24 protein-coding genes and 1 tRNA gene are annotated in these 26,814 nt (G+C 61.3%); 23 read left to right on the top strand and 2 right to left on the bottom strand.

The genetic code is table 11. The features are described from left to right. The 17 genes from SH809_08215 to SH809_08135 form a co-directional block, all read left to right on the top strand. On the top strand, nucleotides 1-597 hold a 597-nt coding region (locus tag SH809_08215; protein ID MDZ4699672.1), incomplete at its 5' end, for an NFACT RNA binding domain-containing protein. A gap of 120 nt (nucleotides 598-717) precedes the next feature. After that, nucleotides 718-1,536 carry an undecaprenyl-diphosphate phosphatase gene (locus SH809_08210; GenBank protein ID MDZ4699671.1) on the top strand — a complete coding sequence of 273 codons (819 nt, stop codon included), beginning with the start codon at nucleotides 718-720 and terminating at the stop codon, nucleotides 1,534-1,536. 264 nt (nucleotides 1,537-1,800) lie between these two features. Further along, complete coding sequence (locus tag SH809_08205; GenBank protein ID MDZ4699670.1) at nucleotides 1,801-3,288, top strand: sigma-54 dependent transcriptional regulator; 1,488 nt, start codon at nucleotides 1,801-1,803, stop codon at nucleotides 3,286-3,288. Between the two features lie 41 nt (nucleotides 3,289-3,329). After that, a complete protein-coding gene (locus SH809_08200) occupies nucleotides 3,330-4,145 on the top strand; it encodes an EcsC family protein (GenBank protein ID MDZ4699669.1) in 816 nt (271 codons plus the stop codon). A gap of 40 nt (nucleotides 4,146-4,185) precedes the next feature. After that, nucleotides 4,186-5,499: a ribosome biogenesis GTPase Der gene (gene der, locus SH809_08195; protein MDZ4699668.1), complete on the top strand. Its 1,314-nt coding sequence runs from the start codon at nucleotides 4,186-4,188 to the stop codon at nucleotides 5,497-5,499. A 206-nt stretch (nucleotides 5,500-5,705) separates the two neighbouring features. Further along, nucleotides 5,706-6,731 carry a DNA polymerase III subunit delta gene (gene holA, locus SH809_08190; protein ID MDZ4699667.1) on the top strand — a complete coding sequence of 342 codons (1,026 nt, stop codon included), beginning with the start codon at nucleotides 5,706-5,708 and terminating at the stop codon, nucleotides 6,729-6,731. Between the two features lie 200 nt (nucleotides 6,732-6,931). Next, the gene (locus tag SH809_08185) at nucleotides 6,932-7,510 is read left to right on the top strand and encodes a sigma-70 family RNA polymerase sigma factor (GenBank protein ID MDZ4699666.1); all 579 of its coding nucleotides are present in this window, start codon (nucleotides 6,932-6,934) and stop codon (nucleotides 7,508-7,510) included. 118 nt (nucleotides 7,511-7,628) lie between these two features. Continuing rightward, a complete protein-coding gene (locus SH809_08180) occupies nucleotides 7,629-8,261 on the top strand; it encodes a hypothetical protein (GenBank protein ID MDZ4699665.1) in 633 nt (210 codons plus the stop codon). A 230-nt stretch (nucleotides 8,262-8,491) separates the two neighbouring features. Further along, nucleotides 8,492-8,564, top strand: a tRNA-Val gene (locus SH809_08175). 55 nt (nucleotides 8,565-8,619) lie between these two features. Beyond that, nucleotides 8,620-9,345 carry a dethiobiotin synthase gene (bioD, locus tag SH809_08170; GenBank protein MDZ4699664.1) on the top strand — a complete coding sequence of 242 codons (726 nt, stop codon included), beginning with the start codon at nucleotides 8,620-8,622 and terminating at the stop codon, nucleotides 9,343-9,345. A 66-nt stretch (nucleotides 9,346-9,411) separates the two neighbouring features. Then, nucleotides 9,412-10,185, top strand: coding sequence for an AmmeMemoRadiSam system protein B (amrB, locus tag SH809_08165; GenBank protein MDZ4699663.1), 774 nt, complete (start codon nucleotides 9,412-9,414; stop codon nucleotides 10,183-10,185). Nucleotides 10,186-10,198: 13 nt separating this feature from the next. Next, nucleotides 10,199-11,119 (top strand): DUF2520 domain-containing protein, encoded by a 921-nt coding sequence (locus SH809_08160; protein ID MDZ4699662.1) that lies wholly within the window; start codon nucleotides 10,199-10,201, stop codon nucleotides 11,117-11,119. A gap of 75 nt (nucleotides 11,120-11,194) precedes the next feature. Continuing rightward, nucleotides 11,195-11,608, top strand: a complete 414-nt coding sequence (locus SH809_08155; GenBank protein MDZ4699661.1) for a hypothetical protein — start codon at nucleotides 11,195-11,197, stop codon at nucleotides 11,606-11,608. A 46-nt stretch (nucleotides 11,609-11,654) separates the two neighbouring features. Beyond that, entirely contained in the window at nucleotides 11,655-12,470 is an 816-nt protein-coding gene (locus tag SH809_08150) for a peptidylprolyl isomerase (protein MDZ4699660.1), read from the top strand. Between the two features lies 1 nt (nucleotide 12,471). Then, nucleotides 12,472-14,010, top strand: a complete 1,539-nt coding sequence (lysS, locus tag SH809_08145) for a lysine--tRNA ligase (protein MDZ4699659.1) — start codon at nucleotides 12,472-12,474, stop codon at nucleotides 14,008-14,010. 42 nt (nucleotides 14,011-14,052) lie between these two features. Further along, a complete protein-coding gene (locus SH809_08140; protein MDZ4699658.1) occupies nucleotides 14,053-15,309 on the top strand; it encodes an MFS transporter in 1,257 nt (418 codons plus the stop codon). 328 nt (nucleotides 15,310-15,637) lie between these two features. Further along, entirely contained in the window at nucleotides 15,638-16,810 is a 1,173-nt protein-coding gene (locus SH809_08135; GenBank protein MDZ4699657.1) for an ATP-binding protein, read from the top strand. A gap of 8 nt (nucleotides 16,811-16,818) precedes the next feature. Here SH809_08135 and SH809_08130 read toward each other — a convergent pair whose 3' ends face one another. Then, nucleotides 16,819-17,493, bottom strand: coding sequence for a response regulator transcription factor (locus SH809_08130; protein MDZ4699656.1), 675 nt, complete (start codon nucleotides 17,491-17,493; stop codon nucleotides 16,819-16,821). A 16-nt stretch (nucleotides 17,494-17,509) separates the two neighbouring features. Further along, complete coding sequence (locus SH809_08125) at nucleotides 17,510-20,416, bottom strand: two-component regulator propeller domain-containing protein (protein MDZ4699655.1); 2,907 nt, start codon at nucleotides 20,414-20,416, stop codon at nucleotides 17,510-17,512. A 606-nt stretch (nucleotides 20,417-21,022) separates the two neighbouring features. On the opposite strand from SH809_08125, the gene SH809_08120 reads away from it, so the two are divergent. The 6 genes from SH809_08120 to SH809_08095 all read left to right on the top strand — a co-directional run bounded on the left by SH809_08120 (nucleotide 21,023) and on the right by SH809_08095 (nucleotide 26,670). Beyond that, entirely contained in the window at nucleotides 21,023-22,204 is a 1,182-nt protein-coding gene (locus SH809_08120; protein ID MDZ4699654.1) for a hypothetical protein, read from the top strand. Nucleotides 22,205-22,324: 120 nt separating this feature from the next. Then, complete coding sequence (locus tag SH809_08115; GenBank protein MDZ4699653.1) at nucleotides 22,325-23,551, top strand: hypothetical protein; 1,227 nt, start codon at nucleotides 22,325-22,327, stop codon at nucleotides 23,549-23,551. Nucleotide 23,552: 1 nt separating this feature from the next. Continuing rightward, complete coding sequence (locus SH809_08110) at nucleotides 23,553-24,017, top strand: hypothetical protein (GenBank protein ID MDZ4699652.1); 465 nt, start codon at nucleotides 23,553-23,555, stop codon at nucleotides 24,015-24,017. A 29-nt stretch (nucleotides 24,018-24,046) separates the two neighbouring features. Then, on the top strand, nucleotides 24,047-25,033 hold the full coding sequence (locus SH809_08105; GenBank protein MDZ4699651.1) for a hypothetical protein: 987 nt from the start codon (nucleotides 24,047-24,049) through the stop codon (nucleotides 25,031-25,033). Beyond that, nucleotides 25,030-26,175 (top strand): molybdopterin-dependent oxidoreductase, encoded by a 1,146-nt coding sequence (locus SH809_08100; protein ID MDZ4699650.1) that lies wholly within the window; start codon nucleotides 25,030-25,032, stop codon nucleotides 26,173-26,175. The genes SH809_08105 and SH809_08100 overlap by 4 nt, the downstream gene beginning before the upstream one ends. 198 nt (nucleotides 26,176-26,373) lie before the next feature. Further along, the gene (locus SH809_08095) at nucleotides 26,374-26,670 is read left to right on the top strand and encodes a hypothetical protein (GenBank protein MDZ4699649.1); all 297 of its coding nucleotides are present in this window, start codon (nucleotides 26,374-26,376) and stop codon (nucleotides 26,668-26,670) included. The last annotated feature ends 144 nt before the right edge of the window (nucleotides 26,671-26,814 follow it).

Below are 26,814 nucleotides of genomic sequence, written 5' to 3'. Positions count from 1 at the left end.
CGTTCCCTCCTCGAAAACGCCCGCGCCTATTACGAAAAAGCGCGCGCCACCCGCGATGCCCGCGCCCACGCCGAAACCCGGCTCGACGACGCCGAACGCCAGACTTCAGAGGCGGAACGATTGCTCGAACGCCTCCGGCCCCTCACCACCGCCGCCGACGTACAGAAGTTCATGAGCGACGAGGCGGATGCCCTCGCGCCGTTTATGTCCGCCGGCGCTAGATCCATAGAACGCCTGCCGTTCCGGCGGTTCGACCTCGGGCAGGGATACGAGGTGTGGGTCGGGAAAAATGCGCAACAGAACGATGCGCTCACGTTTCAACACGCCAGAAAATTCGACCTCTGGATGCATGCCAGGGGCGTCGCCGGCTCCCATGTCGTGCTCCGCAGACCCGGTAGAACGACTCCGACGCCGCGTCCGCTGCTCGAGCGCGCCGCCGGCATCGCCGCGTATTTCAGCAAAGCCCGCGGCAGCAATCTGGTGCCCGTCATCGTCGTCGAGCGGAAGTACGTCCGTAAACCCCGCGGCGCCGCCCCGGGCGCCGTGCTCGTCGAACGAGAAGAGGTCCTGATCGTATCACCGGCGCTGCCGGTGTAAAGAAATGCGCACGGCCGGCGAATACATCTAAAAGATCCGCAGCCGTCTACCGCATCAACGAGTCTTGAACAATGGCAACATCTCCTTGAACCTTACACTTCAAACCTGATACTAAATCCTATGCATTGGTGGGAAGCGGTGTTACTCGGGCTCATACAGGGCCTCACTGAATTCTTACCCGTTTCCTCATCGGGCCATCTCGTGCTGGCGCAACACCTGCTTGGCCTATCGCCCAAGGGGTCGCATAACGTCACATTTGATGTATTTGTGCATTTTGGGACGGCCATGAGCATCCTCACCGTGTACCGGCACCGCATCCTCGAGATCCTCACCGAAACCCTGCGCGCGCTGGGCAAACCGGCCCAACTGCCCCGGCAGTACCATACCAACGAAACGTTCCGAACGGCCTGTTTCATCCTCCTGACGATGATCCCGACGGGCATAACGTACATCCTATTCAAAGACTTCCTGGAGGCCCGTTTTTCCGATCCGCGCTTCACCTGCGCCATGCTCCTCGTCACGGGCACGCTGCTCCTGTTGACCCAGCTCCGCAAAAACCCCTCGGGCCCCATCACCCCCATCAAGGCCCTGCTGATCGGCGTCGCCCAGTCGGTCGCGATGCTGCCGGGCATCTCGCGTTCCGGCTCTACCATCTGCGCCGCGCTCTACCAGAACGTGACGCCCCAGCGCGCGGCGGACTTTTCTTTCCTCATGCTTCTGCCCGTCGTGATTGGCGCCACGCTGATCAAGGGCATGGAGGTCCTTCAAACCGGCATCGAGATCTCCTGGACGAACTTCGGCATCGGCGCCATCGTTGCCTATGCATCGGGCATTCTCGCGATCAAGGTAGCCATCGAATTCGTCCGCCGGGGTAATCTGCGCTACTTTGCCTACTACTGTTTTGTGGTCGGGGCCCTGGGTCTGTGGCTGATCACGTGATCGGCCGTGGGCGTCGTTTGCGGTGAGGCAACAAAAAAGGGCATTTGCGCTTTAAGACGATACGTGATGCCGCTTTCGATACGTATGTTGTAGCCAGATCGGTTGTCCTCCGGCCCCCTTCCGCACGGTAGCCGCATCTCCATCCCCGGTCGTCGGCCGTGCAGATCCCCTGAGTAGTAGATATCCCCACGTATAGAGGCCGCTCCGGTTGTTTGTTGCCGGCGGCCATTTCGCGTTTCCCCCCACGATACCGTTTAGAGTGCCATGCGATCCAGGATTTTTGTTGTCGACGACGACCACCACTATGCCCGCATGATCAGCTACCACCTGGATAAAAATCCAGCGTACGAGGTCACGGTTTTTGCAAGCGGCAACGAGATGCTGGAGCAGCTGGATGAGCAGCCCCACGTAATCGTCCTGGATATCATGATGCCGGGCATCGGGGGGATTGAGACCCTCAAGACGATCAAAAAGCGGTATCCGGATCTCCCCGTGATCATGATGTCCGCCCAGGGTGTTGTAGATACGGCGGTAGAAGCGATGAAGGCCGGCGCGTACGACTATATTACGAAGGGAAGGGACGACCTCAATAAGCTTTCCATCGTTGCCAAGAATGCGCTGGACCGCGTCTCGATGTCGCAGGAGTTAGAAAATCTGCGTGAGGAAGTGTCGGCCCAGTACAGCATCGAGGGGTTGATCGGCGAAAGCGCGGCCATGCAGGCCTCGTATAGGCTCATCCACAAGACCCTCCGGGGCGACCTCACTGTCGCCATCCAGGGCGAAAGCGGCACCGGAAAAGAACTGGTCGCCAAGGCGATCCACTACAACTCCGTCCGTAAGAACGGTCCCTTCGTGGTGGTGAACTGCGCCGCCATTCCGCGCGAGCTGATGGAGAGCGAGTTCTTCGGCCACGAAAAAGGGTCGTTCACGGGCGCACACGCACGCAAGATCGGGAAGTTCGAACAGGCCGATGGTGGGACGATCTTCCTCGACGAAATCGGCGAGTTGAACCTGGATCTCCAGGCCAAACTTCTGCGGGCGCTCCAGAACTTCGAGATTACCCGCGTGGGCGGGAACGATACGATTCGGTTCGACGCACGCGTCATCTCGGCGACGAACCGGGACCTCATCCCGATGATCCGAAAGGGCGATTTTCGAGAAGATCTCTACTACCGCCTCTGTCAGTTCCCCATCCAACTCCCGCCGTTGCGCGACCGCGGCCAGGACATTCTGCTGCTCGCGCACACGTTCCTCAGCACCTACCTCAACGCGCACCCCGAATTCAAGGGCAAAAAGCTGTCGACCGAAGCGCGTAAGGTGATCCTCAATTATGCCTGGCCCGGCAACGTCCGCGAACTCAAGAGCGCGATCGAGCGGGCCATCCTGATTTCCGACAGCGCCGAGATTTCCGTCGAAGATTTGATGCTCCACGAGCGGACGATGATCTCGGCCTGGGCGGACCGATCCGCCGGAGCCCAGCCCTCTTCGACTGCCGTTGCTGAAAGCCGACCGCGGCCGAAGGCGCAACATCACGAGTCCGAGAACGGTATAGAGGTGGAAATCGAACAGGTGGCCGGCGTCACGCTCGGCCACAACGGGACGGACATCGTGCCGCTCGAAGAACTGAAACAGCAGGCTGTCGAACGCGCCTACCGCATTTGTGATGGCAATGTCGACAAGGCGGCCGTAGAACTTGGCATCGGACGGGCCACCATGTACCGATTACTGAAGAAGTACGAATTGATCGGCTAATCCATACGCGTGCCGTGCCGACAGCGCACGAACGGACTCCTATGCGGCTCTCGGCTTACGAAAAAGACGTCCAACGCGAGTTGGAGACGTGGCAACACGGGGATGCCTCCTTCCTCGTCAAAGCGCTCAACTGGGCCATGCAGCCCATGGACTGGGTAGTGGAGCGTGTAGTCCCGGCGGACCTCATCGATCAGGCCAGCGGCGCCGTCGAGCAGTTCATCACGATGCTCAACAACGCCTCGGAATGGACGATCGACACCAACGACATCCTCGCGGAAGCGCGCCGGCGCGGGTTGGAGGTGGACGATGTGGCGGACCTCCGCGATCAGCCCCTGGAAACCCTCGATGCCATCGCCCGGAGCTTCTTCAATCAGAACGCCCTGCTCGCCGCGGTAGAAGGCGGCGGTACCGGACTCGGCGGCGCGGTGTTTATAGCCGCGGACATCCCCCTGCTGTTTGGCATCAATCTTCGGTTGATCCAGCAGATCGGCGCGGCCTACGGATTCCTTTTGCGCGGCCCGTCGTACGAACCCCTCGTCCTATCGATCTTTAACGTGGCCTCAAGCAACGAGCCCCGCGCGAAACACGAGGCCATGCGCGAGATCAGCGTCGCCGCGGCGGCCATCGCCAACAACCTGGAGTACAAAGGCCGGGTTACAGGCACATTCCGGGATCAGAACCGCCACCTGCCGCGCGAGATTGCGAAGAATATCCTTGGGCGAAAAATCGCTCAGGCCATACCGATTGCCGGCGCCGCCGTCGGCGCGGGCATCAACTACTGGTTCACCACCGAAACGGCCGAAACCACCTATATGCTGTTCCGCGCGCTCTACCTCGAACGCAAACAGCGGCTCTAGCGCCACCACCCCTCCGACGTACGTCCGAACGCCCAATCCAATGCCCTTAGTCGCTATTGTAGGACGCCCCAACGTGGGCAAGTCTACCTTTTTTAATCGGCTCATCGAAACACGTCAATCGATCGTTCACGACGAACCGGGCGTCACGCGGGACCGGATTTACGGGGAGTCCGTGTGGAACGGCGTGGCCTTCGCGGTTACCGACACCGGCGGCTATGTCGCCCACTCCGAGGATCGATTCGAAAAAGCGATCCGCGAACAAGTTGAGATCGCCACCGAAGAGGCGGATCTCGTCCTATTCGTCGTGGATGTCATGACCGGGATTACGGGGCTGGACCAGGAACTGGCGCAGATGCTACGCCGATCGAAGACGCCCGTGATCGTCGTGGCCAACAAAGCCGACAATGCGGAGCGGCGCTGGGGGACGAGCGAATTTTATGAACTCGGCTTTGAAGAAATCGTGGCTATCAGCGCGTTGAATGGGTCGGGCACGGGCGAGTTACTGGATATCGTCGTCCAGCGCCTGCCGCCTCCTGTCGTGCGCGACGTCGCCGACGAGCGGCCGCGCATCGCGCTGATCGGCCGGCCCAATGTGGGTAAGTCGTCGCTCACAAACACGTTGTTGGACCAGAACCGTTCGATCGTAACCGAGATCAGCGGCACCACGCGCGACGCCATCGACGCCACGTTTAAATACCACGGCCGCGAGATCATACTCGTCGACACAGCCGGCCTGAGGAAACGAGCCCGCATCGTCGAAAACGTGGAGTATTACGCCCAGTTGCGGACTGAACGCGCGATCCAGGAATGTGATGTGGCTGTACTCCTCATCGACGCGACACAGGGCATCGAGTCCCAGGACGTCCGGGTCCTCAAGCAGGCCGAAGAGATGAAAAAAGGGCTCGTGGTCGCGGTCAATAAGTGGGATCTCATCGAAAAAGAAACCAACACGGCCCGCGATTTCACCGCAGACATGCACGACCGGCTCAAAACCCTCACGTACGTGCCCGTGGTTACGGTATCAGCCGTGACTAAACAGAGGGTGCACAAATTGCTGGACACGGCGCTCGACGTCGCGGAACGCCGCAGCACACGCATCCCGACGAGTAAGCTCAACGAGGCCATGCTCGATGCGATCGGCCGGACGCCGCCCCCGCTCTACCGCAACCGGGCGATCAAGATCAAATACGTCACCCAGGTACACGAGCGCCCACCCGTCTTCAGCTTTTTCTGCAACTACCCACAGGGCGTGCAGGAGTCGTACCGCCGCTTCCTGGAGCATCAACTGCGCAAAGCATTCCCGCTCGAAGGCGTCCCTTTTACGATCCACTTCAAGGCCAAGTCCACGCGTTAGCCCGGCGAAGGTAGCCGCGGCATACGATTCCTATCCCCCGAGACGTTAACACTCCGAGGCCAGCCGGCACACGGGTCGCCCCGGCGTCGTATCTTGTCCGTCCCGGCATGCCTTTCACCGCACGGCCCGATCGTACACTGGGTGTGGCCGGCCCATCGGGGGTATTACGACTGTGCTTCGCCCTCCCATCCAATCCAGGAATATCCATGGCAGGTGGTGGTCTAACGTTCGAACAGCTGGAAACGGCCTTCCGACACCGCAACTTCAAGCCGCTCTACTTTCTGTACGGCGATGAGCGGTTCCTGATGGACGAGTTGCAACGCCTGCTGATTGCCAACGGGCTGGAGGAGCACGAACGCGCGTTCAACCTGGACATCGTTTATGGAAACGAATCCGATGCCCCGGCGGTGCTGGCGCTTTGCTCCACCTACCCGGTCATGGCGCAGCGTCGCGTCGTGATCGTGCGGGAATTCGATCAAATGCGGGACAACCAGCGTTTCGCGACCTATGCGGAGCATCCCAATCCGACAGCCATCGTGCTCCTGCTCTGCGGGAAGAAGCCGAATCTCTCCGCACACCCCTACCGCGGCTTGAAGAGCCACGCCGAATGGGCGGAGATCAAGCCGCTATATGACAACCAGATGGGCGGCTGGCTTCAAAAACGTGTCCATGGCCTGGGATATACAATCACGCCTGAAGCCGTCCAGATGCTTACAGACTATGTCGGAGTCAACCTACAGGCCGCTGTTGGCGAAATCGATAAACTCATTACCTACATAGGCGACCGCTCCGTCATCACGGGCGATGACGTTGTTCGCGCGAGTGGACAAACGCGTGAGTTTAATGTATTCGAATTACAACGCGCCATCGGCGAGTACCGCTATTCTGACGCACTACGGACGTCGGAACGGTTGTTGCGCCAGGCATCAAATAGACGGGGAGAGGCTCTGATGATTGTATCAGTGCTAACCTCTTACTTCACAAAATTATGGAAACTTCACGGTATGCAAGGGCGCGGTGTTTCCGACAAAGAAATTGCAGCGCGTGTCGGAGTTTCTCCTTACTTTATTAAGGAGTACCAGCAAACGATCCGACGTTTCAACAGAATGTCTGTGGAAAACGCATTTGCATCTTTACTCGCCGCAGATTATGAATTAAAGGGGGGCTCGGGCCGAGAAGAGGGGCTTGTACTCTCCCTGCTCATGCGCCGTCTGGCCGGCACGCCTGGCTGAGCATGACACCAAAACCCGCTACGTGTACGGGTTGTAACGATATAGCTACAAGATAGACACACGGACTGACAGGTTGGCATATGCCATGCTGACCGTCACCGACCGATAGAACGCATATGACACCGACACCGTCGAAGAAAATAAAGGACGTCGTTCAGCGTAAGCCTCAGGCCAATCGGCATTTCGAATCGCTCTCTTCCATGAGCGATGAAGATCTGATGTCGTACTTCCAGGCCGGCACCGTCGAAGCGTTTGATATCCTCGTGAGCCGGTACAAAGACCCGCTTACGAACTATATATATCGATTCCTCGGAGACATGAAGGAGTGTGAGGACCTGCTTCAGGAGACGTTCCTGCGTGTCTATCGCAACCGCCATTCGTATCGCCGCATCGCGAAATATTCGACATGGCTGTACACGATCGCCGGCAACCTGGCGCGCTCGGAATACCGGAAGCGTAAGCGGCGCCGGCTGTACTCACTCCAGTCCGTAAACCGGGATGAAGAAGAGTACGAGGTCGAAATCCCGGACGAAACATTCTCCCCGGACAAGCATACGGAGAGTACCATACAGGATCGCCATATTCAGGAGGCTCTTCGTCAGATACCGGAAGAGTTTCGTGAGGTGGTCGTGTTGCGCGACGTCCAACAACTGGCGTATGAGGAGATTGCGGAGATTACCGGGTTGCCAATGGGGACGGTTAAGAGCCGAATCAACCGCGGCCGCACCAAGCTCCAAACCCTCCTGAAGGACGTGTACGTGCCGCACGAGACGAACTGATACCCGATGCCTCCCGAGACCTGGAATTTCCAGGACTCGGGAGGGCCGGTCCGGGTCGTCTGGGCGACTTTGCCTTCCTGGATGTACACCACGTACGTTTCAGTAAGTGCGTCTTGTTATGACAGACGGATACCACGACTCGGAAAACGAGGACTTTTCGGACCTGGACGAGTGGCTATGTGAGTATGTCGACGGCACGATCGACATGGCCGCTCGTCACGCTCTCGAAGACTACATGCGGGTGAATCCCGCACTGGCGCAGCACGTCCAGTGTCTGCTCCAGGCAAAAAACCTCCTTTGTCTGTACGGATGCCGCCATCAGGCGCCCCGCAGTCTTCAACCTCGCCTCCACGAACGGCTGGCGCGTGAGTCTCATGGCACCCCCCTACAAGGCGCTGCCTTCCTCACCTCTCGGCTCGGCAAAGTAGCCACAGTATCCGCTCTTGTCGCCCTCGTCATCCTGATAGGAAATCTACCACAAACCCAACCACCCGAACGCGCGATCCGGCTCCCCCCCTCCGCCGCCACGTATTCCCAACGCCCGTATCGACCGTCGCTCCGCGCCAGCTTCTTCGCCTCTCCCCTGAGCGCCCGAGCCGCCTCGCCCTCTTTCGCCTCCCTCAGCTACGTCCCGCGTGTCTACCCACTTGTCCCACCAGCCCTCTTTCTGGAAACGCTGGAGGTCTCCCGCCCCGTTACCGGCCCTACCGTCGAACCAGGCAGCAGCCTCTCGGAAATCGGTACACCCTAAGGGGTGTTGACATTCGGCGGATTGTCAACACACCCTAACGTTCGCAACACAATTCTTACACAAACGTGGCTATTGTCGTAGGCGCCAACCACTCACATGGTACGACTGCCGTACAGCACGTTCTTTTCCATCGATAGCGAAACTTGCACGATTGCATCGGGGTTTGTGGTGCTTCCAAATGGGACCAGACGTGCCTGCGGCAGGTCCGACTCCCGTGATGGCTACATTCCGGGCTCTTAGCTCAGCGGTTAGAGCGCTCGCCTCACACGCGAGAGGTCACAGGTTCGAATCCCGTAGGGCCCACTCCCAGACGTAATGATGTACCGGCGCATGCCACATGCCGGGCCCCCGCACCTCTATGGCAGATGGACTTTTCCTCGTTGGTACAGACCGTGATGTCGGTAAAACCATCATAGGGGTAGGCCTGGTTGGTCTCCTACGCGAAATGGGCATCGACGCCACGTTGCTCACCCCGATATCGACCGGTGGATCGGTGGAACGCGCCACCGATCTGCTCCGGCGAATCGGCGTCACGCTCCCCAAACGGCTCCTCAGTCCCGTATCCTACGAAACGCTGGCATCCCCCTACGTGGCCAGCCAGGTAGAGCATAAACCTGTAGACATGGAGCGTGTCTGGGAGGCCTACGCAGAACTACGCCAGCAAGGCAAGTTTGTCGTAGTTGAAGGAGGTGGCCTCATGGTGCCTATCACCAGCCGATATGCCCTGGTCGACCTTCTTAAGGACTTTGATCTACCGTCGATAATTATCGGTAAAACGGCTAGAGGTACACTTAACCACTGCCTCCTGACGCTTCGCATGATGCTGGCCTTTGGGCTGCCGCCCAGGGGCTTTATCCTGAATGGCTTCGGCCAGTTCGGCGACGGGTTTGCGGAGTCCCTGAACCCGGACGTTCTCGAAGAGCTCACAGCCCCCTTGAAGGTGCTCGCCGTACTCGAATGGCGGCCCGAGTACCAGGAAAACCCCGAAGCCTTCATTCGCGCGCTGAAGCAGCAAGATCGCATCGTTTCGTTACTGGAAGAACTGACAAACACCTCCTTCCAGAATCCTGCGCGAGACTATTAGCGCCCCGTCCCCACCCCAAACGGGCGGAGCCCGTAGTTGCGCACATCACTCTAAGTCTCATCACGTATGGTAGTCTACGAAGGCGCCGTGTATCCCACACAGCCTAAACCACTCCGGAGCCATATCCAGCTCTTGCTGGATCGTGCCACCGCACCCCGCATTGATGGCGAAATCCTCGCCCTGATCGTACCAGACAATAATCTGCTCGCCGGCGGCGCCGTCGCCGCGCAGATCTACAAAACCGTGGCCCGCGAGACATACGACACCGTCGTGCTTATATCGCCCAGCCACTCGGGAAGCTTCGAAAAGATCACCATCTGCAGCCTTGACTCCTACCATACCCCGCTCGGAGAACTCCCCGTCAATGTCGATGTCTGCAACGAGTTATGCGATGAGGACGACGACATCTTCCTGGACGATACCGGCCATTTCCATACGCTGGGTGTCGATGTGCAATTGCCGTTTCTCCAGGTGATGCACGGCTCGTTCAAGATCGTCCCGATCGTGATGGGCGACGAACGGCCGGCATTCTGCACGGAACTGGGCTCGGCCGTAGGCGAGGTCATGTTCAACCGCCGTACCCTGATCGTTGCTTCCGTCGATATCGTCCGCAGCACCCCGGAAAGCCTAGACACGCTCAAGCGGCTGTTCGAACTGGGAGACGTCGCCGGCCTCTCGGCCTTGCTGAATGGCTCGGAGATCGAAGTCCGCGGCAAAGGAGGCCTCATGGTCGCCCTTATCGCCGCCCTCCATCGCCGGGCGCGCCATATGCGGGTCCTGAGCACCGACCTGCCCGACAGCCGTCACCCGGGGTTTTTCGGCGCTATTCTGTATCGATAAAAAAAGCGCTTTTATGCCTCTTTTCGCCCTTCCGCCGGGCGAAACGCCCTGGCGAGTCGCCATCGTGGGCGCCGGTGCCCTGGGGACCACCCTCGCACTCCGCCTTCACCAGGTGGGGGTCCCGATCGAAGCGGTCGTTAGCCGCACCGAAGCTAGCGCACGGGCGCTGGCGGAACGTGTGTGCGCGCGCGGCGGCGCCGATCCGCGTGACCTCCTGCCCGACTCCGTCAATACGGTCATCTGCTGCACGCCGGACCGGGTCGTCGCCGAGGTAGATCACTTGGTAGCCGATGCCAGGGCTCGTTGGGCCGGCGCGCTGGTCGTCCATACCTCGGGTGCTCTGACCGCTGCCCACCTGCCGGCCTGCGCCGCCGCGGGTGCAGAGGTCGCCAGCTTCCATCCCATCCAGACGTTTACGAAGGACACCCACCCCGAGGCATTCGCGGGTGCGTACGTCGGCATCGAAGGCGAGCCGGCCGCGCTCGATGCCTGCACCGCCCTGGCTCTACGCCTCGGCGCGCATCCAATCGTTGTCCCGGCCGACCAGAAAGGGACCTATCACCTGGCCTGCGCGCTGGCGTCAAACTACCTTGTCACGCTACTCCACCTCGCTTCTGAGGCCCTGAGACCCATCGGCGTCGACACGCCGACGGCGTTCCGCATCCTGGCCCCACTTACCGACCACGCCGTGGCCAATGCGCGCAACACCACGCCGGCGCTCGCGCTCACCGGCCCCCTCGTCCGCGGCGATCTCGAGACGATCACCTCCCACCTCAACGCGCTCGCCGAACACGCCCCGGGCCGGCAAGCCACTTATCTAGCCCTTGCCGAAGAGACCCTTCGCATGGCATCACACGCCGGCCGACTGGACGCCTCGCAATCCGACGCCATCCGGCTGTTTCTGGAAGACCGCCGGCGCGACGCGAAGCCATGACTTCGACGCCCGGAATCCTGGAGGCCCGTGCGCGGGTTATACGCCCGTCCATCCGCCCGACACCCTCTTCCGCGCATGCCCGACCTCATTCAAACGCTGCTGTCAACCGATGAAACGGCCGTCGGGACCCGTTGGGATCAGTTAGAGCGCCGGATGGAGCAACGGTTCGGGAAAAAAGCCGGCATCGAGTCTGCCCTGTTCCTCATTGGCATCCAGGCCCGCGGCCGTGGCTTCGAGCCCAAGATGGCGAAAGAGGACAAGCAGGATCTCATCATGGAAGGCACCTACCTGGCCTTTGAAACACTGGGTCTGTATGAACGTGTGGTTACCTTCCAGAATGGGCGAACCGTCTGGCAAAAAAGCGCCACCCTTCCCGCCGGCCTGGGCCTCGAAGATCAGGAAAAATTGTTGCGGATTGCTATCTTGAAGTACTTCGAACAGGTCTGGCCCGAGCCAGCGGGCGCCCGGCCGCTTCGGCCCTCGCCCTGACCCATTCACCCTGCAAGACCTCAACCGATCGTATCCATCCACCCGTATGGTCAAGTCTACTCTTTTTCTTTTTGCCTCCGCCCTGCTGATGATGAGCTGCGAGGTACGCGTCCGCGATGGCAGTCCCACCGGTCTCACGGGCACCCTCTCCGACAGCCTCGCATCGGCCAGGGTACAATCCGATCGCCCTGTGAGCGGCTCCATTATGGATGTTCCCGTTACAGTCGCCAACCCTCCGGTAGAGGCGCAATCGAATTTTTATGAGATCGTGACACCCTACGGCAGCATGACTGTTCGACTCTACGACGATACGCCCCAGCACCGAGACAATTTCAAAAAACTGGTCGCCGAAGGATTCTACGACGGTACGACCTTCCACCGGGTGATGCCCGAGTTTATGATCCAGGGCGGCGACCCCAATTCGAAAGACGACGACCCCTACAACGACGGCATCGGCGGTCCGGGATACACCGTGCCGGCCGAGTTCAACCCGGCCCTGATCCACAAAAAAGGCGCACTCGCTGCGGCCCGGCAGCCGGATCAGGTGAACCCCGAGCGCCGTTCGAGCGGCAGCCAATTTTATATCGTCCACGGCCGAGTTTTTCAGGAAGCACAGCTGAGCGATGTCGAACAGGGGATGCCCTCCCGCATAGGCGAACCGGCCTTCCAGTTCTCCGGCGAGGCCCGACGTACATACATGCGGGATGGAGGCGCCCCTTTTCTCGACATGCAGTATACCGTCTTTGGCGAGCTGGTCAGCGGTTTCGATACCCTCGACCGCATCGCGCAGGTGTCGACCAATGAATCCGACCGCCCTCTCGAGCCCGTGTCCATGACCGTCCGGCCGGCGCGCGGGTTGTAACATGCAGGAACGCACCGAACAGGAACTCCAGCGCAGGCAGGAACGCGCGGCACTCGAAGCCGCCGGCATCAATCCCTATGCGTACAGCTGGAATGTGACCGATCACGCCGCCAGCACCCTGGCCGCGTTTGACGACGCCCGTCACCAGCAGGATGCCACCGGTGTCGCGCCCGAGCCGCTGATCGTGTCGATGGCCGGCCGCATCATGAAAAAGCGCGTGATGGGCAAGGCGGCGTTTATCGACCTGCAGGATGGCTCCGGCACCATGCAGGTCTACGTCACCCGCGACGACCTCCCCGAGGGCTTTTACAATGACGTCTTTAAACGCATGCTCGACCTCGGGGACATCGTCGGCATCGAGGGTTTTGTGTTTCGGACACAGACCGGCCACGTGAGTGTACACGCGCGCCGGCTCGAACTGCTCGCCAAAGCGCTCCGCCCCATGCCCGTCGTCAAGGAAAAAGACGGCATTGTCTACAACGAGGTCACCGACAAAGAATTCCGGTACCGACAGCGGTATGTCGACCTGTTCGTGAACCCGGAGGTGCGGCAAGTCTTCCGGCTCCGCGCGAAGATGATCTCGACCATGCGGCGCTTCCTGGACGACCGCGAGTATGTCGAGGTCGAAACCCCCGTCCTCCAGCCCGTCTACGGCGGTGCCGCCGCCCGGCCGTTTACCACACACCACAACGCGCTGGACATGCCGCTCTTCCTGCGCATCGCGGACGAGTTGTATCTCAAACGGCTCATCGTCGGCGGGTTCGAGGGGGTATACGAAATCTCCAAAGACTTCCGCAACGAGGGGCTGAGCCGGTTCCACAACCCCGAGTTCACGATGATGGAGTTGTACGTGGCGTACAAGGACTATCGGTGGATGATGGAGCTGGTCGAGGAGATGATCGAGCACATCGCCGTGATGCTGCACGGCAAGGCCGATGTTGAGGTGGGCGACAAAACGATCTCGTTTGCGCGTCCATGGCGGCGGGTGAGCCTGTTCGAAGCAATCCGTGAGCACACGGGCCACGACCTACGCGGGAAATCGCGCGAGGAGTTGGCCGCCGCCGGCAAGGCGTTGCGGCTGGACATCGACGCCACGATGGGTAGCGGCAAGATCATCGACGAGATCTTCGGCGCCTTTGTCGAACCCCGCCTCATCCAGCCCACCTTTATCACCGACTACCCGGTCGAGCTCAGCCCCCTGGCGAAGCGCCACCGGGCCGAGGCCGGCCTCGTCGAGCGCTTTGAAGCCATCTGCAACGGCAAGGAAATCTGTAACGCGTTCAGCGAGTTGAACGACCCGGACGACCAGCGAAGCCGCTTCGAGGAACAGGGCAGGCTCCGCGCCGCGGGCGACGATGAGGCGATGCAAATCGACGAGGACTACCTCCGCGCGCTCGAATACGGCATGCCGCCTACCGCCGGCCTGGGGATCGGGATCGACCGGCTGGCGATGATCATGACGAACCAAGAATCAATCCGCGACGTCATCCTGTTCCCACTCCTGCGACCGGAAGGATCGCAGGGCGCCGGCGAAGCCTGAGCCATCACCTGGTGATCGTTTTCGCGGAGCACGCGGCTGTACATGCGCGATCAGGCGGGTTATGTCGAGCTGATTCGAAACAACGCCAACTTCCGTCGGCTGTGGGCCGGGCAGTTGGTCTCCCTCCTCGGCGACTGGTTCAACACCATCGCCCTCTACAGCCTCATCGCCTCCCTTACGGGTTCTCCGCTGGCGATGGGAGGCGTATTCCTGTTTAAGATGGTGCCCTGGGCGCTGGCATCACCGGTTGCCGGCCTGCTCGTGGACCGCTTCAATCGTCGGCAGATCATGATCGTAGCCGACCTTCTCCGCGCCGTGGCGGTGCTGGGCTTTCTGCTGGTCGACCGCGCCGAACACGTGCCGCTGGCGTATCTACTCATCGCCCTCCAGGTCATCATCGGATCGGTCTTCGATCCCGCGAAGAGCGCCTCACTCCCCAACATCACCTCTCCCCGTGAGCTGATCACGGCCAACGCCCTTTCATCGGCCAGCTGGTCCGTGATGCTGGCGATCGGCGCCGGCGTGGGCGGGCTGGCCACGGAATGGCTAGGCATCCGCGCGGTCTTCCTCATCGACAGCGCCACCTACCTTGTCTCCGCCTACTTCATCTACCGAACCCGGATCCCGCAGCAGACAGGGCCAGCGGGAAGGGGGTCGCCCCTGGGGGCGGCCTACCGACAGTTTACCGATGGTTGGGGCTACCTGTTGAGCCGGCCGCAGATCGGCCGAATCGCCCTGGCCAAGACGGCCTGGGCCGTCGGCGGCGGCGCCACGGTGTATATGCTGACGCTGCTGGGGCAACAGCTTTTCCCGGGCACCCAGGCCGCCGGTATGGGAGCGCTGTTCTTCGCGCGAGGCATCGGGACCGGCATTGGACCTGTTCTGGCCCGAAACCTCTTTGTCGACCAGAAACGATGGCCGGCGGTGCTCGGGGTCTGTATCTCCCTGAGCGGGCTGTCGTACCTCACCATCGGATTTCATGCCTGGCCGATCGGCGCCATGCTGGCCGTAGGCTGCGCCCATGCCGCGAGTGGCGCCAACTGGGTATTCTCTACCGTCCTCCTCCAGCAGCGCACGATCGATGCGTATCGGGGACGCGTATTCGCATCCGAAATGCTGCTTGTACTCGGCACCGAAAGCCTGTCGATCCTCGCGGCCAGCCTCATGCTGGAATATGGAGGATTTTCGTTGCAGACCGCTTTCCTGGTGTTCGCCTCGTTGCAGGTTTTGAGCGGACTGGCGTGGCTCCAGGCCGTTGTGCCGGCCGAGCGCAGAGGGGATGCCGCGAGCCACGCCTGAGTCCATTCGTAGCGCCCTTTGCACACTTTGGCCCCGAATTTGATTTACACTACGGTGACCCACGCGATGGGGATCGGCAAGAGCCGCGACTCGCGTGGATCCAGCGCAGAGGGCATCTTCCGCGGCGGACATCCGTCCTGCTTACTGGAATAAGTCCCCGATTGAGAAAATACCTTCCTGGCGTCAGCCTCATCCCGGCGTCCCGAAAAAGTACCCCCGTCCCACGCGCCATGTTGCACCCGGGGAGACGCATTCGTACCATCCGTCGCCGGCCTGGCCGGCGGTCCACCGCTGCCGGCGACTTCACCCGGCGCGACCTCGTACCTCCATGGAAATTGAGCGTTTTGTAGTCGGCTCCTCAACCGAAGGCGATGGCCTTCCAGGGCACGATGCGCCGATACCTCAGTTGCACCTCTTTATCGAGCACTCCCCTTCGGCGACGCTGTTCATGAACGCGGCCGGTAAGGTGCTGTATGCCAATGCTCGGTTCTGGTCGTTGTTCGACACGTCGTTCTTCGATAGGAGCTTGAACCCGCTCACCATGTACCATCTTAGCGGGTTTGATGAAGGGTTACTCGCTTCGATTCGTGCGCTGCTAAATGGCCGGGCTACCGACTTTTCCCTTACGTCGCTCTACCGGATGGGCCCGGAATCCACCGCGCACCCGCTTCGTATTCGCGGGACCGCCGTCCGAGATGCACGGCAGACCGTCCAGGGCGCCGTGCTGGTGTTTGACAGGGAGGAGGAGAAGATCCAGGCCAAAGCGCCGTCCGTCACGGCGCATCCTGCGCCTCCGGACGACTGGTTGGCGCAGATGCAGCACGTGTTCATCCACACGATGAGCCACGAATTTCGCACCCCGCTCGGGGTCATCAACGGCTACGCCGAGTTGCTGCGTCAGGAGCTGACGGAACTTGGGGCGGCGATGCCGGCGGGGCTTCCGCCTCAGATTGACGAGTTCACCACGGCCATCCACGAAAACGCCCAGAAGTTACTGCTGCTCACCAATGAGCTGTTCGACCTATCTAACATGCGACAGCTCCCGCTCCTCCCCATTGGTCTGCATGATACGCTGCGCCCGGTAGCGAATCAGAATGGGGAGCTGCTGGCGCGGAAAGGCGTCCGCTTCGAACTGGAACTCGATGGCGACGAGATCATGGTCCGGAGCGACCGTAAGCGCCTCTATCAGGTGCTCGATATCCTGCTCTCGAACGCCGCCAAGTTCACCGACACCGGCATCGTACGCCTGGCGACCCACCACCAGGGGCACGAGGTAGAAATCGAGGTGACGGATACCGGCATCGGGATGTCGACCGAATTCATGGACATGCTTTTCACCCCGTTCACGCAGGAGGACGACCGCCTCAATCGAACGTACCCTGGCGCCGGCCTGGGCCTGGCGCTGGCGAAACTGTTTGTGGGGCTCATGGAGGGTCGCATCGAAGTCGTCAGCAAAAAGGGTGTCGGTTCCACCTTTAAACTCGTGTTGCCGACAGCCTGATCAACCCTTCAGGCCGTCTCCTTCGGGCGAAGGCCGTATCGGACGGCCAGCGCCACCGCCTCGTTCCGCGAGTGGACGTGCAGCTTGTCGTACAGATTCTTGATGTGGGAGCGGACGGTATCGATGCTTATGCCGAGATGATCCGCAAGGCGCTTGTAGGTATACCCGTTCACGAGGCCCTGGAGAATCTCCTCCTCACGCGGCGACAGCTCGTATTCGGAGCGCGGATCGCCGGTATGCTGGAACTGTTCGAGGATTTTGAGGGCCACGGGCCCTGAAAGAAAACTCCCCCCGCCGCGAACCACACGAATGGCCTGGAGCAGGTCGGGCGGCGCGATGGATTTGATCAGGTACCCGACGGCGCCAGCGCGAATGGCCTGGAGGATCGTATCTGTATCCTCAAACATCGTGATTGTGAGGATGAGCAAACCCGGCCACTCCTGGCGCACGATCCGGGTGCCCTCGATGCCCGTCATGCCCGGCAGCCCGACATCCATGAGCACGATGAGCCCAGCCGGCGGAGGTGTGGCTCGCCAGGTCCCTATGGCCTCCTCACACGAGCCATAGGCCCCGTAACACAGGAAGCCAGGCGAGGACTCGATCATCCACCGCATGCCCTGCCGCAGCCCGTTGTCATCTTCCACGATGGCGACGGCGATACTCGATTCAGGGGATGTGCTCATGGGGTTGGCAATGGGTTCAGGCCTGTGCATTAAACGGGCAGCGGACGGTAACACGGGTGCCGCCCTGCTCGACGGCGTGGATGAAGAGCGATGCGCCGGATTTGCCGGCGCGCATGCGCATCGTCCGTAAGCCATATCCTCCGGCCGGCGTGCCCGATGGGAGCCCCTTGCCGCTGTCTTCCACCTCCACAGTCAATGCATGCTCCTCCGATCGCATACGAATCACGATCATCGCGCTCCCGCTGTGTTTGATCGCGTTTGTCATCGCTTCCTTCACAATCAGGTAGAGATTGCGCCGAACGCGGGGCGGAAACACGATCGCATCGATCTCCGGCCCGATCTGCCATTCGATATCGATATCGCTGGACGCCGTCATCCGTTGCGCGAACCCCTGGAGCCGTTCGATGACGCTTCGAAACGTATCCTGCATCGGATCGATCGCCCATACGATGTCGGACATACTATCTACGAGTGCGCTAGCGGTGAGGCCGATTTCCGACAATAGCGGCGATACCTCTTCCTTCTGCTCGCTACGCTGGCGCGCCATGGTGGAGAGCAGGGACAGACTCATCAGGGAGCTTCCGATGTCGTCGTGAAGATCCATCGCGATCTGGGTGCGTGTACGTTCGATATGGACGAGGTGGCGGACGCGGTACCGATGACCGCCATACAGCGCACCGAGTAAGAGCAACAGTGCGGAGGCCCACACAATCGGGTGTTCATGGAACGGTCTCGGAATCGCAAATGCGTAGGCTACTGCCTGACTGAATACATTGGGCTCCACGCCGGCCTGCACCTCGAACTGGTATGAACCCGAGGGAAGGTCCGCGTAGTGCACCGCGTTTTCATCGGTTTCCCGCCACATGTTGTCGAAGCCACGCAACCGGTAGCGGTAATACACCCGATGCTGGCTGGCGAATGCTGTGGAACTGAACGAAAAACCTACATTCCGGTCGCGGGCAGAAAAACGCAGCGGCAGGGCCGGCGTGTTGTTGATTCCGTTCAAATTCACCGCCGTGAGCAACACGGTAGGTGGGGGCAGCTCGCGGTATACAACCGAAAGCGGCATGACGGTGAGGCCGCCCGGATGGGCGACCCAGAGCGCTTCGGCGCTAGTCACTGCGCCGGCTACGATACTGGACAACAGGCCATCCGACTGTCCAATGTGATACCGGGGCGTCAATGCTTTTTTTACGGCATTGCCCAGGCGGAGCCGGCGAATGCCGTTATCGATCTGCCGAAAGGCGAAGGCGTGCAGGCCGTCGTGGGCCTCGACGGCCATCAAGCTATCGTTGAGTTGCTCGACACGCGTGATCTCCTGGTCCGGGAGTACGAAGAGTACATCGTCTCCCTGGATGCAAAACAGCCCGCGACCTTGCAGCGACACCCAGATGCGACGCCCTGAATCCATCGCGACCGTTCGGACGCCCACGCCGCGCAGCGCTGGAAACTCCGCGATCACCCGGACCTCCGCCACGCCGGTATCGGCGGACGACTGCTTCTCCACGTCGAGCAGCCGGCCGTTATCCCACACCAGGAGCCTGCCGTCGGGCGTCAGGGTGTGTTCGTACAACATGCGCTCATCCGGCAACCAGTTCACAAGCCGATCTTTCGTGCCATCGGGATCGTGCCGATAGAGGCCGTCCGATTGTTTGAAGAAGCCGGCGCCGGCGCCATCCACAACCCCGCGGATTGCGCCATCGTGCGGTCCGACCTGAACCCAGCGCTCCGCGCTGGCGAACCGATACCAGGCGTGGTCCTCCAGCGCATACAGCTGACCGTCCTGGCCATCGATGAGCGCCGTCCACCGCGCGTCAGGGGCGGGCTGAAACACGCCGGGTTGTGGGGCAACCCGCACGAGGCCCCCCGTCCGAGACGCAACCCAGATCGAACCGTCGCCGGCGCGGCCGATGCCTTCGAGCTCGACCAGGGGTTGGCCGGCCGCTTCCATCACATGTTCCACACCCGGGTTGATCAGTTGCACCAAGCCGTCCTGCGTGCCGATCCACGTATTGCCCTCATTGTCGCGAAAGAGGCAGTTGATCCGGTTGGTGGGTAGCCCGCGTTGTTCATCGAGTGGGGTGATGGGCGCCTCTTTCTGAAGATCCCACATGAGGCCGCCGAGCCGCCCGGAGGCCACGGCGATGCGATCCGGCGTGACGCATATGTGTTCGGCCCCGTTCGCGGCAAGGACGAGTTCGAGGGAACCGTCAGAAACGATCCGGTAGAGGCCCTCGTGCTGATGCGTGACCCAGCCGGTACCATACATGTCGAAGCGGAGAAAGCGCCAGGTCGAGGCCTGCATCTGCGCGAGCTCCTGACGGAAGTGGACGACACCATCTTCCATCATCCGGCCCGGCCCCAGCCGGCCGTCGAGTACCCACACCGTGCCGTCCGCAGCGATATCGGCGCTGACGATGCCGGCGCCCTGCGGCGTCCCGGCGGCATACCGGTAGGGGGATCGTCCAATCGTCTGCGTGGCGAGATCGATGGACCATCTCATCTGAGGTCCAAACAAAAATAATGTATCCTCGCGCAGGACGAAGCGATGGATCCGCTCGTTGGCCAGCATCGGAAACGGCTGGGTCGCCCTACCGTCCTGGACGAACCACACCCCGTGGGATACAGTAGCCACCCAGAGGCTACCGTCCGGCATGGCCTCCAGCTCGTAGACCGACGCCGGCGTGGCCAGATCGGCGAAGTCGATGTCGATAAACTCCGCCCCGTTGAACACACTCAACCCGGCGGACGTGCCGATCCACAGCCGGCCATCCGCCGTCTGGGCCAGCGCTTTTACGTTTTCGTGCGGCAGTCCCTCGGAAATCGAATAGTGACGAAACGGGACACGGCTTCCGGCCACAGCCGGCGAAGTCATGCCGTACAGAAGGATCGCCGCACAAGCGATCCGGCAAAACATACGCATAGGTATTCTGTGGGTCATTGTAGGCATCGTCCGATAGGCAGGAACTCGGGCCGAGGTCCGGTGAATCGACGAAGGCGACCCCGGTAGAGGTCGACTGCGTGTCGCCGCAAAGCGGCGGGGCGCATCATGAGAGGCGAGGGGCTGACTGGAGTCCCGGGCCGGGCGCGGTAGGCGGGACACGTTGTTTCGAAGGATCGCGTATTTCGTACGATTCCTTAAACGTGGGGCCCGGCAGGCGCGCAGATCGGGATGAAACAGGATGATACGTCTACGTCGGCGCTTCGACAGGGTTGAATTGACTCCTTACATATGCGCCTTTGGCTATGCTCACATCTTCATGTGATGGGAAGGCCACTCCTGGAATCAAACGCTACCACATACTACTCCCACGATAACCTGCCAATGCCTGTCAAAATGCCGATCATAGTCAGATTCCAGGGGGATGTAGGGCATCCCCCGCCACACATGCATGCGATTGCAGTCCCTCACATCAATTGCGTTACTTAGTCCCACGGCAACGAGCTCCACCGGCTCGTACCTACACGATGCACCCAAAATCAACTCTGCAATTCGCATAGTCCTAACTATTCTGGAGGTAATTACTACATGAAAACGAATCGCGTCTTTACGACGCTAAGAAGCGTCAAAGGTCTTTCTTCCCTGGCTCTGGCGCTCGGCCTGAGTGTCGGCCTGATGGGATGCGACGGAGCTTCGGATCCCGAGGCTGAAGCCTGTGGCGGAGAAGGCATCCTCTGCAACGTATCGGGTGTCGCCGGCAGCGCGGGGTTCACCCGAGAAGGCACGCTTGCCATCGAGTCCCTCCACTACTGGCCTGTCGATGTGACCGTCGGAACGGCCGGCGAACTGTATATCACCGACTGGAACAACCACGTCGTCCGTAAGATTACGCCGGCCGGCATCACGGAGAACTTCATCGGGATCAGTCAGCTCGGCGACGACAACGTCGGCCCTGCCGACCAGCTGTCGTTGAACCACCCGACCGGCTTCGTGATCGGTGACGATGGCGACTACTACCTGGTTGCCTGGCACAACTGGAAGATCAAAAAGTTCGACAGCGCGACCATGGAAACGTCGGTCGCCGTGGGCAGCACCCAGGGCTTCGTGGGCGACGGCGGCCCCGCGACGGCGGCTAAGATGGACCTGCCGAGCAGCCTCGTATTCGACTTCGACGGCAATATGTACATCTCCGACCAGGCCAACCAGCGCATCCGGAAGGTCACGACGGACGGGACGATCAACACGTTCGCCGGCGGCGCCCGCGGCTACGCGGATGGCGTCGGCATAGCCGCGCAGTTCTCGCTGCCCGCTGGTCCCGACGCCGGCCCGGGCGGCCGTATCGCGATCAACGACGATCGCACGACCCTCTACATGGCCGACACGCAGAACCATCGTATCCGCAAGATCGATCTGGCGACGGGTGCGGTCACGACCATCGGCGGCACCGGCACGGCCGGCTACACCGGCGACGGCGGGCCGGCAACGGCGGCCACCTTTAACGCCCCAGCCGACGTGTACCTCACGCACGATCAGGAACTGTTCATCGCCGACGCCGAAAATAACGTGATCCGCAAGATCGACGTCGCGGGCAACGTCTCGACGGTTGCCGGCACCGGAACGCGCGGCTTCTCCGAGGACGCCACACTGGCCACGGAAGCCGAACTGGATCGCCCGTACGGCATCGCCTACGACGAAGCGAACCACCTGCTGTACATCGCTGACACGTTTAACCATCAGATTAAACGCGTCGACCTCAGCCACGCGGAATAATTCGCGAATGTCCGCACAAGAGGGCTGGAGGGATGAGGATTCGTAAACCCTCGTGTCTCCAGCCCTTCCACTTTTTCCCGATCCGCTTTCGTTTCTCGTCGTTATTTCCTGTCCGCACGCATGACCCTGCTGCCACACATCCGCTCTCCCCGTATTGAATGGGCGTTCAACCGCTTCATCCGCTTCGCGGTGCTTGGCGCGTTTTGTGTGGCCGGCTGCGATTTTAATCCAGACTTCTCCGAGTTCAACGACCCCGTCGAGACCGGTCCAGATCGTCCCGACGCCTGCATGGAGGAAGGGCCATTGTGCACCGTCGCCGGCGTTGCCGGAGAAGCCGGCTTCTCCGGCAACGGCGGGCCGGCGCACGACGCCCGGTTCAACTTCCCGATCGACGTCGCGATGCCGCCTCTTACGCTCGCGCAAACCGGGGATCTGTATGTGGTGGACTGGCAGAACCACGCCATCCGCCAGATCACGCCCGACGGCAGCGTCATTTCCTTCATCGGCAGCGGCATGCCCGGCGACGGCACCGAAGGCGACGCCGGTCAACTCCAGCTCCAGCTCCCGACCGATCTCACCATAAGCCCCCGCGGGCATTTCTACGTGAGCGATTGGCAGAATGGGAAGGTCAAGGTGATCAACCCGGTCACGCTCCGTGCCGTTGATTTTTATGGCACCACGCCCGGGTTCGATGGCGACGGAGGCCCGGCTGTTCAGGCGCGCATGAACCTGCCAAGCAGCTTCATCTTCGACCCCAACGGCGACATGTATGTCTCCGACCAGCACAACCAGCGCATTCGACGCATCGGGCTGGACGGCGTGATCTCCACCTATTCCGGCGAGCAAGCCGGCTTCTCCGACGGCCCCCTCGGAATCGCTCGTTACCACTTCCCCGATGACGAGCTGCCCACGCCAGGCGGCAAAATCCACATGAACACCCACGACTGGACGCTGGTGGTCGCCGATACCGAAAATCACCGCGTCCGCCGTATCAATGTGCTCACGGGTGAAGTGACCACGATTGCCGGCAATGGCTCACCCGGTTATGCCGGGGACGGAGGCAACGCGCGCTCGGCACAACTCAACCGACCGACCGATGTCATCTTCCGGGAAGATCATCACATCTACATCGCCGACTCCGGCAACCACGTCATCCGAAAAGTCGACCCCTTCGGCTTCATCACTACCGTCGCGGGCACTGGCGAGGCCGGCAACTCGCCCGACGGCACGCCGGCGACGGAGGCCCGGCTCAACACGCCCATGGGAATTTTCTACGATGAAGTCACGTTCACCCTGTATATCGCCGATACCTACAATCATCAGATCAAGAAAACGAAAGATCGCTAACATGACGACAAATCTGCACCGCATGGCCTCGTTTACCCTGGTTCTGGTCCTTGGCCTGCTCTTCGGCGCCTGTGAACATGCCGGCACGGAAGACGAACCCCTGGTCTGCAATACCGCTTTTAATGCCGGCGACTACCCGGCCTCGACAATCTCGTTCGAGGATGACATCAAGCCGATTCTGGCCAACTATGGCTGCAACTCGCAATTCTGCCACGGGGCCGATACGCCGCCATCCAACTTCTCCGTACGGACCGCTACCAGCATCCTCGGCCCCGGTAACGAGGCGGAACAGCTGGGGGTCTGCAATGTGACGCGCGGCGATCCCGAAAACAGCTACATCATCCGGAAGCTGCGCGGCGATGCCGGCATCATCGGCGGCCGCATGCCCGAAGGCGGCGGCCAGATCGACGACGCCGACTTCCAGGTCATCCGTCAATGGATCCTTGAAGGCGCGCCCAATAACTGACGCGCCGGCAGTATCCGACCGAACGCCCCATGAATGCACGCTTCAGCCCGCGGAGACGATGCCTGGTCCGGCTCGGCTCCGCCTGGCTGCTCTGGTGTCTGATTGGCTGCGGCATCGTACATGCCCAGGCGTGGACGCTCCCGAAAGGCGCCTCGTACACCAAGGTCTCATACGGCGCCAGCACGGCGGCCTACCAGTACACCTTTGACGGACGGCGGACGGATTTTATCGACGGCCTCCCCGGCGATACGTTTAAGGACCGTAGCCTGTACCTCTACAGCGAGCTCGGGCTCTGGGAACACGCCACGCTCGTGCTGAACGTGCCGTACAAACGCATCTTTGTCCGTGACCACGCCTTCCGGTTTCGCGTTTTCGGCTTTGGAACCGCACAGATCGGGTTGAGGGTTGGCCTGCTGCCGCTGTTTGGGGTACGGCCTTCATCACATGCGCTGGCGCTCACCGGGACGCTGGGGGTGCCCACCGGCTACACCCGGAACTACGCGCCCAGTGTGGGGACGGGGCAATGGGATGGGCAGATGGGGTTGCACTACGGGCTCAGCCTGTGGCCGTTTCCCGGATATGCCCAGGCCGGCGCCAGCGTCCGGTACCGATCGCCCCTCTTCCTGTTGTCGAACGCCATGGAGTGCCGGCCCGGGAACGACATCGACTGCATCCCGGACCGTAAACCGCGCTACGGACACGAGATGATCTACACCGGCGAGGTCGGCCTCACGCCGTTTGACGGGATCCTGCTGCTACAGGCCATGGCCGGCGCCATCTGGTCCATCGACGCGCCGACGGTGGGCTTCTCCGCACTCAACCCGATCCCGACGCATCAGCGCGCCGTGAAAGTCGGACTGGGCGCCGGCATCTACCCGTTTCGTCTGCTCCGCATCGATGCACTGCGCACTCTGGGCTTCAGCGCACAGTACTACCGCACCCTGGGGGGCCGCAACGCCCTCGACGCCCGCGAGTTGTTCCTGGGTATCGACTATCAGCGCACGCGACATCCATGAGCGATCAACCACTCACACGACGCGCATTTTTCCGGCGCTCCGCACAGATCGTGGCCGGCGTGTCTCTGGCGTCGCTGGCCGGCTGCGATAGCTTTGGCGTCCAGCCGGTAACGGATGGGATTGATTTCTTGCCGTACATCACCCCCAACGACGTCTTTTTTGAGCAATTTGGCGGCGACGGCGGCGTGCGCGACTGGCCCGGCATCCAGCAGATCGCGCGGGATGCGTGGTCGATGACCATCGACGGCGCCGTAGCCTCACCCTCAACCCTTCGTTTCGACGATATCCTCGCCCGGCAGGATCAGGAAACGACCGTGCTCTCCACGCTCCGGTGTATCCTGGACAACAACGCCGGCCAGGGGCTGGTCGGCACCGCCACCTGGACGGGTATCCCGCTCCGGCTTTTCCTCGATGCCGCGGGGATCGACCGGGGCCGCGGCCGCCGGTTGCGCTTTTATGGCGCGGATGGGTTTACGAATAATCTACCGCTGGAGCGGGTGTACGACGAAAACCGGAGCGACCTCGTTGAGCCTCTCCTGGTCTATGGAATGAACGGCAACTCGATGTCGGCCACCCACGGTTCGCCTATCCGGCTCCTGGTGCCCGGCTATTACGGCTATAAAAGTGTGAAATGGTTGACTCGCGTTGAGGTCTCCGACAGCGACGACGCGTTCGGAACGTACCAGGAGGTGCTTGGCTATGCAGACGACGGCCGGATCGATGTGGCGTGTAAGTCGACCAGCATCCTCCGCGGCGCCCGCGTCCCCGCCGGCCCGACACGGATCGCCGGCTTCGCGCTTAGCGGCCACGGCCACATCGACCAGGTCCGCATCACCATCGACGGCGCACCGCCCCGGCCGACGCGCCTCCTCACCCTGAACGAGCTAGTCGCGGCCGCCCCCGGTATCCTCGGCGCCCTCCAACTCACGGATACGGACCGATTCCCCTACCCCTATCGGGGGGTGTGGACCCTCTGGGAATATCTGTGGGATGCCCCTCCCGGCAGCCATGTGGTGCGTGTGGATGCCCACGACGCGGCCGGAAACGAACAACCCGTGACCGATGACGACCCGACCGACGGCCAGAACCCGGCGTTTGAATTCACGGTGACTGTTACACCGGCCGAAAAGGCCACCACATGAGGCCAGATGGTCAATCCCGTACGCTCGTGGATAACCTGATTGTTACATCCATCCAGGAAACTCACGTGCAGAGTGGGGTAGAAGTACACCGTTAAGCTACCTTGCGTCAGGCCGACATTACGACACATCCGCGCAGCGATTGTCCTGGCGAGCTTTATCGTCGGCATCATCGTCGCGCCGCTTTCGCACTACGCCTACATGGCGTGGAGCGACGTGCTTGTGTCCGTCGACGCCGCCGGCGCGCACCACGCCGGCATGGGGCACGCGATGCCCCCTGCTCCCGCCATACCCAAAGGGACCACTGTCGCGGACGATATCGACGCATTCACCTGCTCCTACTGGAGCCTCTTCGGTACATTCGTAGCCGTAGGGCATGCCCAGCCGCCCGTCCTCTTCGCCCCGATATCCGGTTTCGCGCAGGATGAAATTCCGGCCGGCGAGCCCTTGCCTATCTCTCCATCGACCGCCCATCTCCGCGGCCCACCCGTCGCCTGAGGCCCAAGGTGATCCGAGGCCCCTCGTCTGCCCTCTACGCCAACACGAGTCAGGGCTTCATCCCCCCGAAATCGGCGACCTGTACCGCGGCGTGAAGGTGCCTACGTTGCAGCCGGCGAACTTCGACTCGTACGAAGCCGGCGG

The organism is Rhodothermales bacterium, assembly GCA_034439735.1.
Classification (GTDB): Bacteria; Bacteroidota; Rhodothermia; order Rhodothermales; family JAHQVL01; genus JAWKNW01.
The sequence above is the reverse complement of the archived record's forward strand: the minus strand, read 5'-3'. Positions and strand labels throughout refer to the sequence as shown.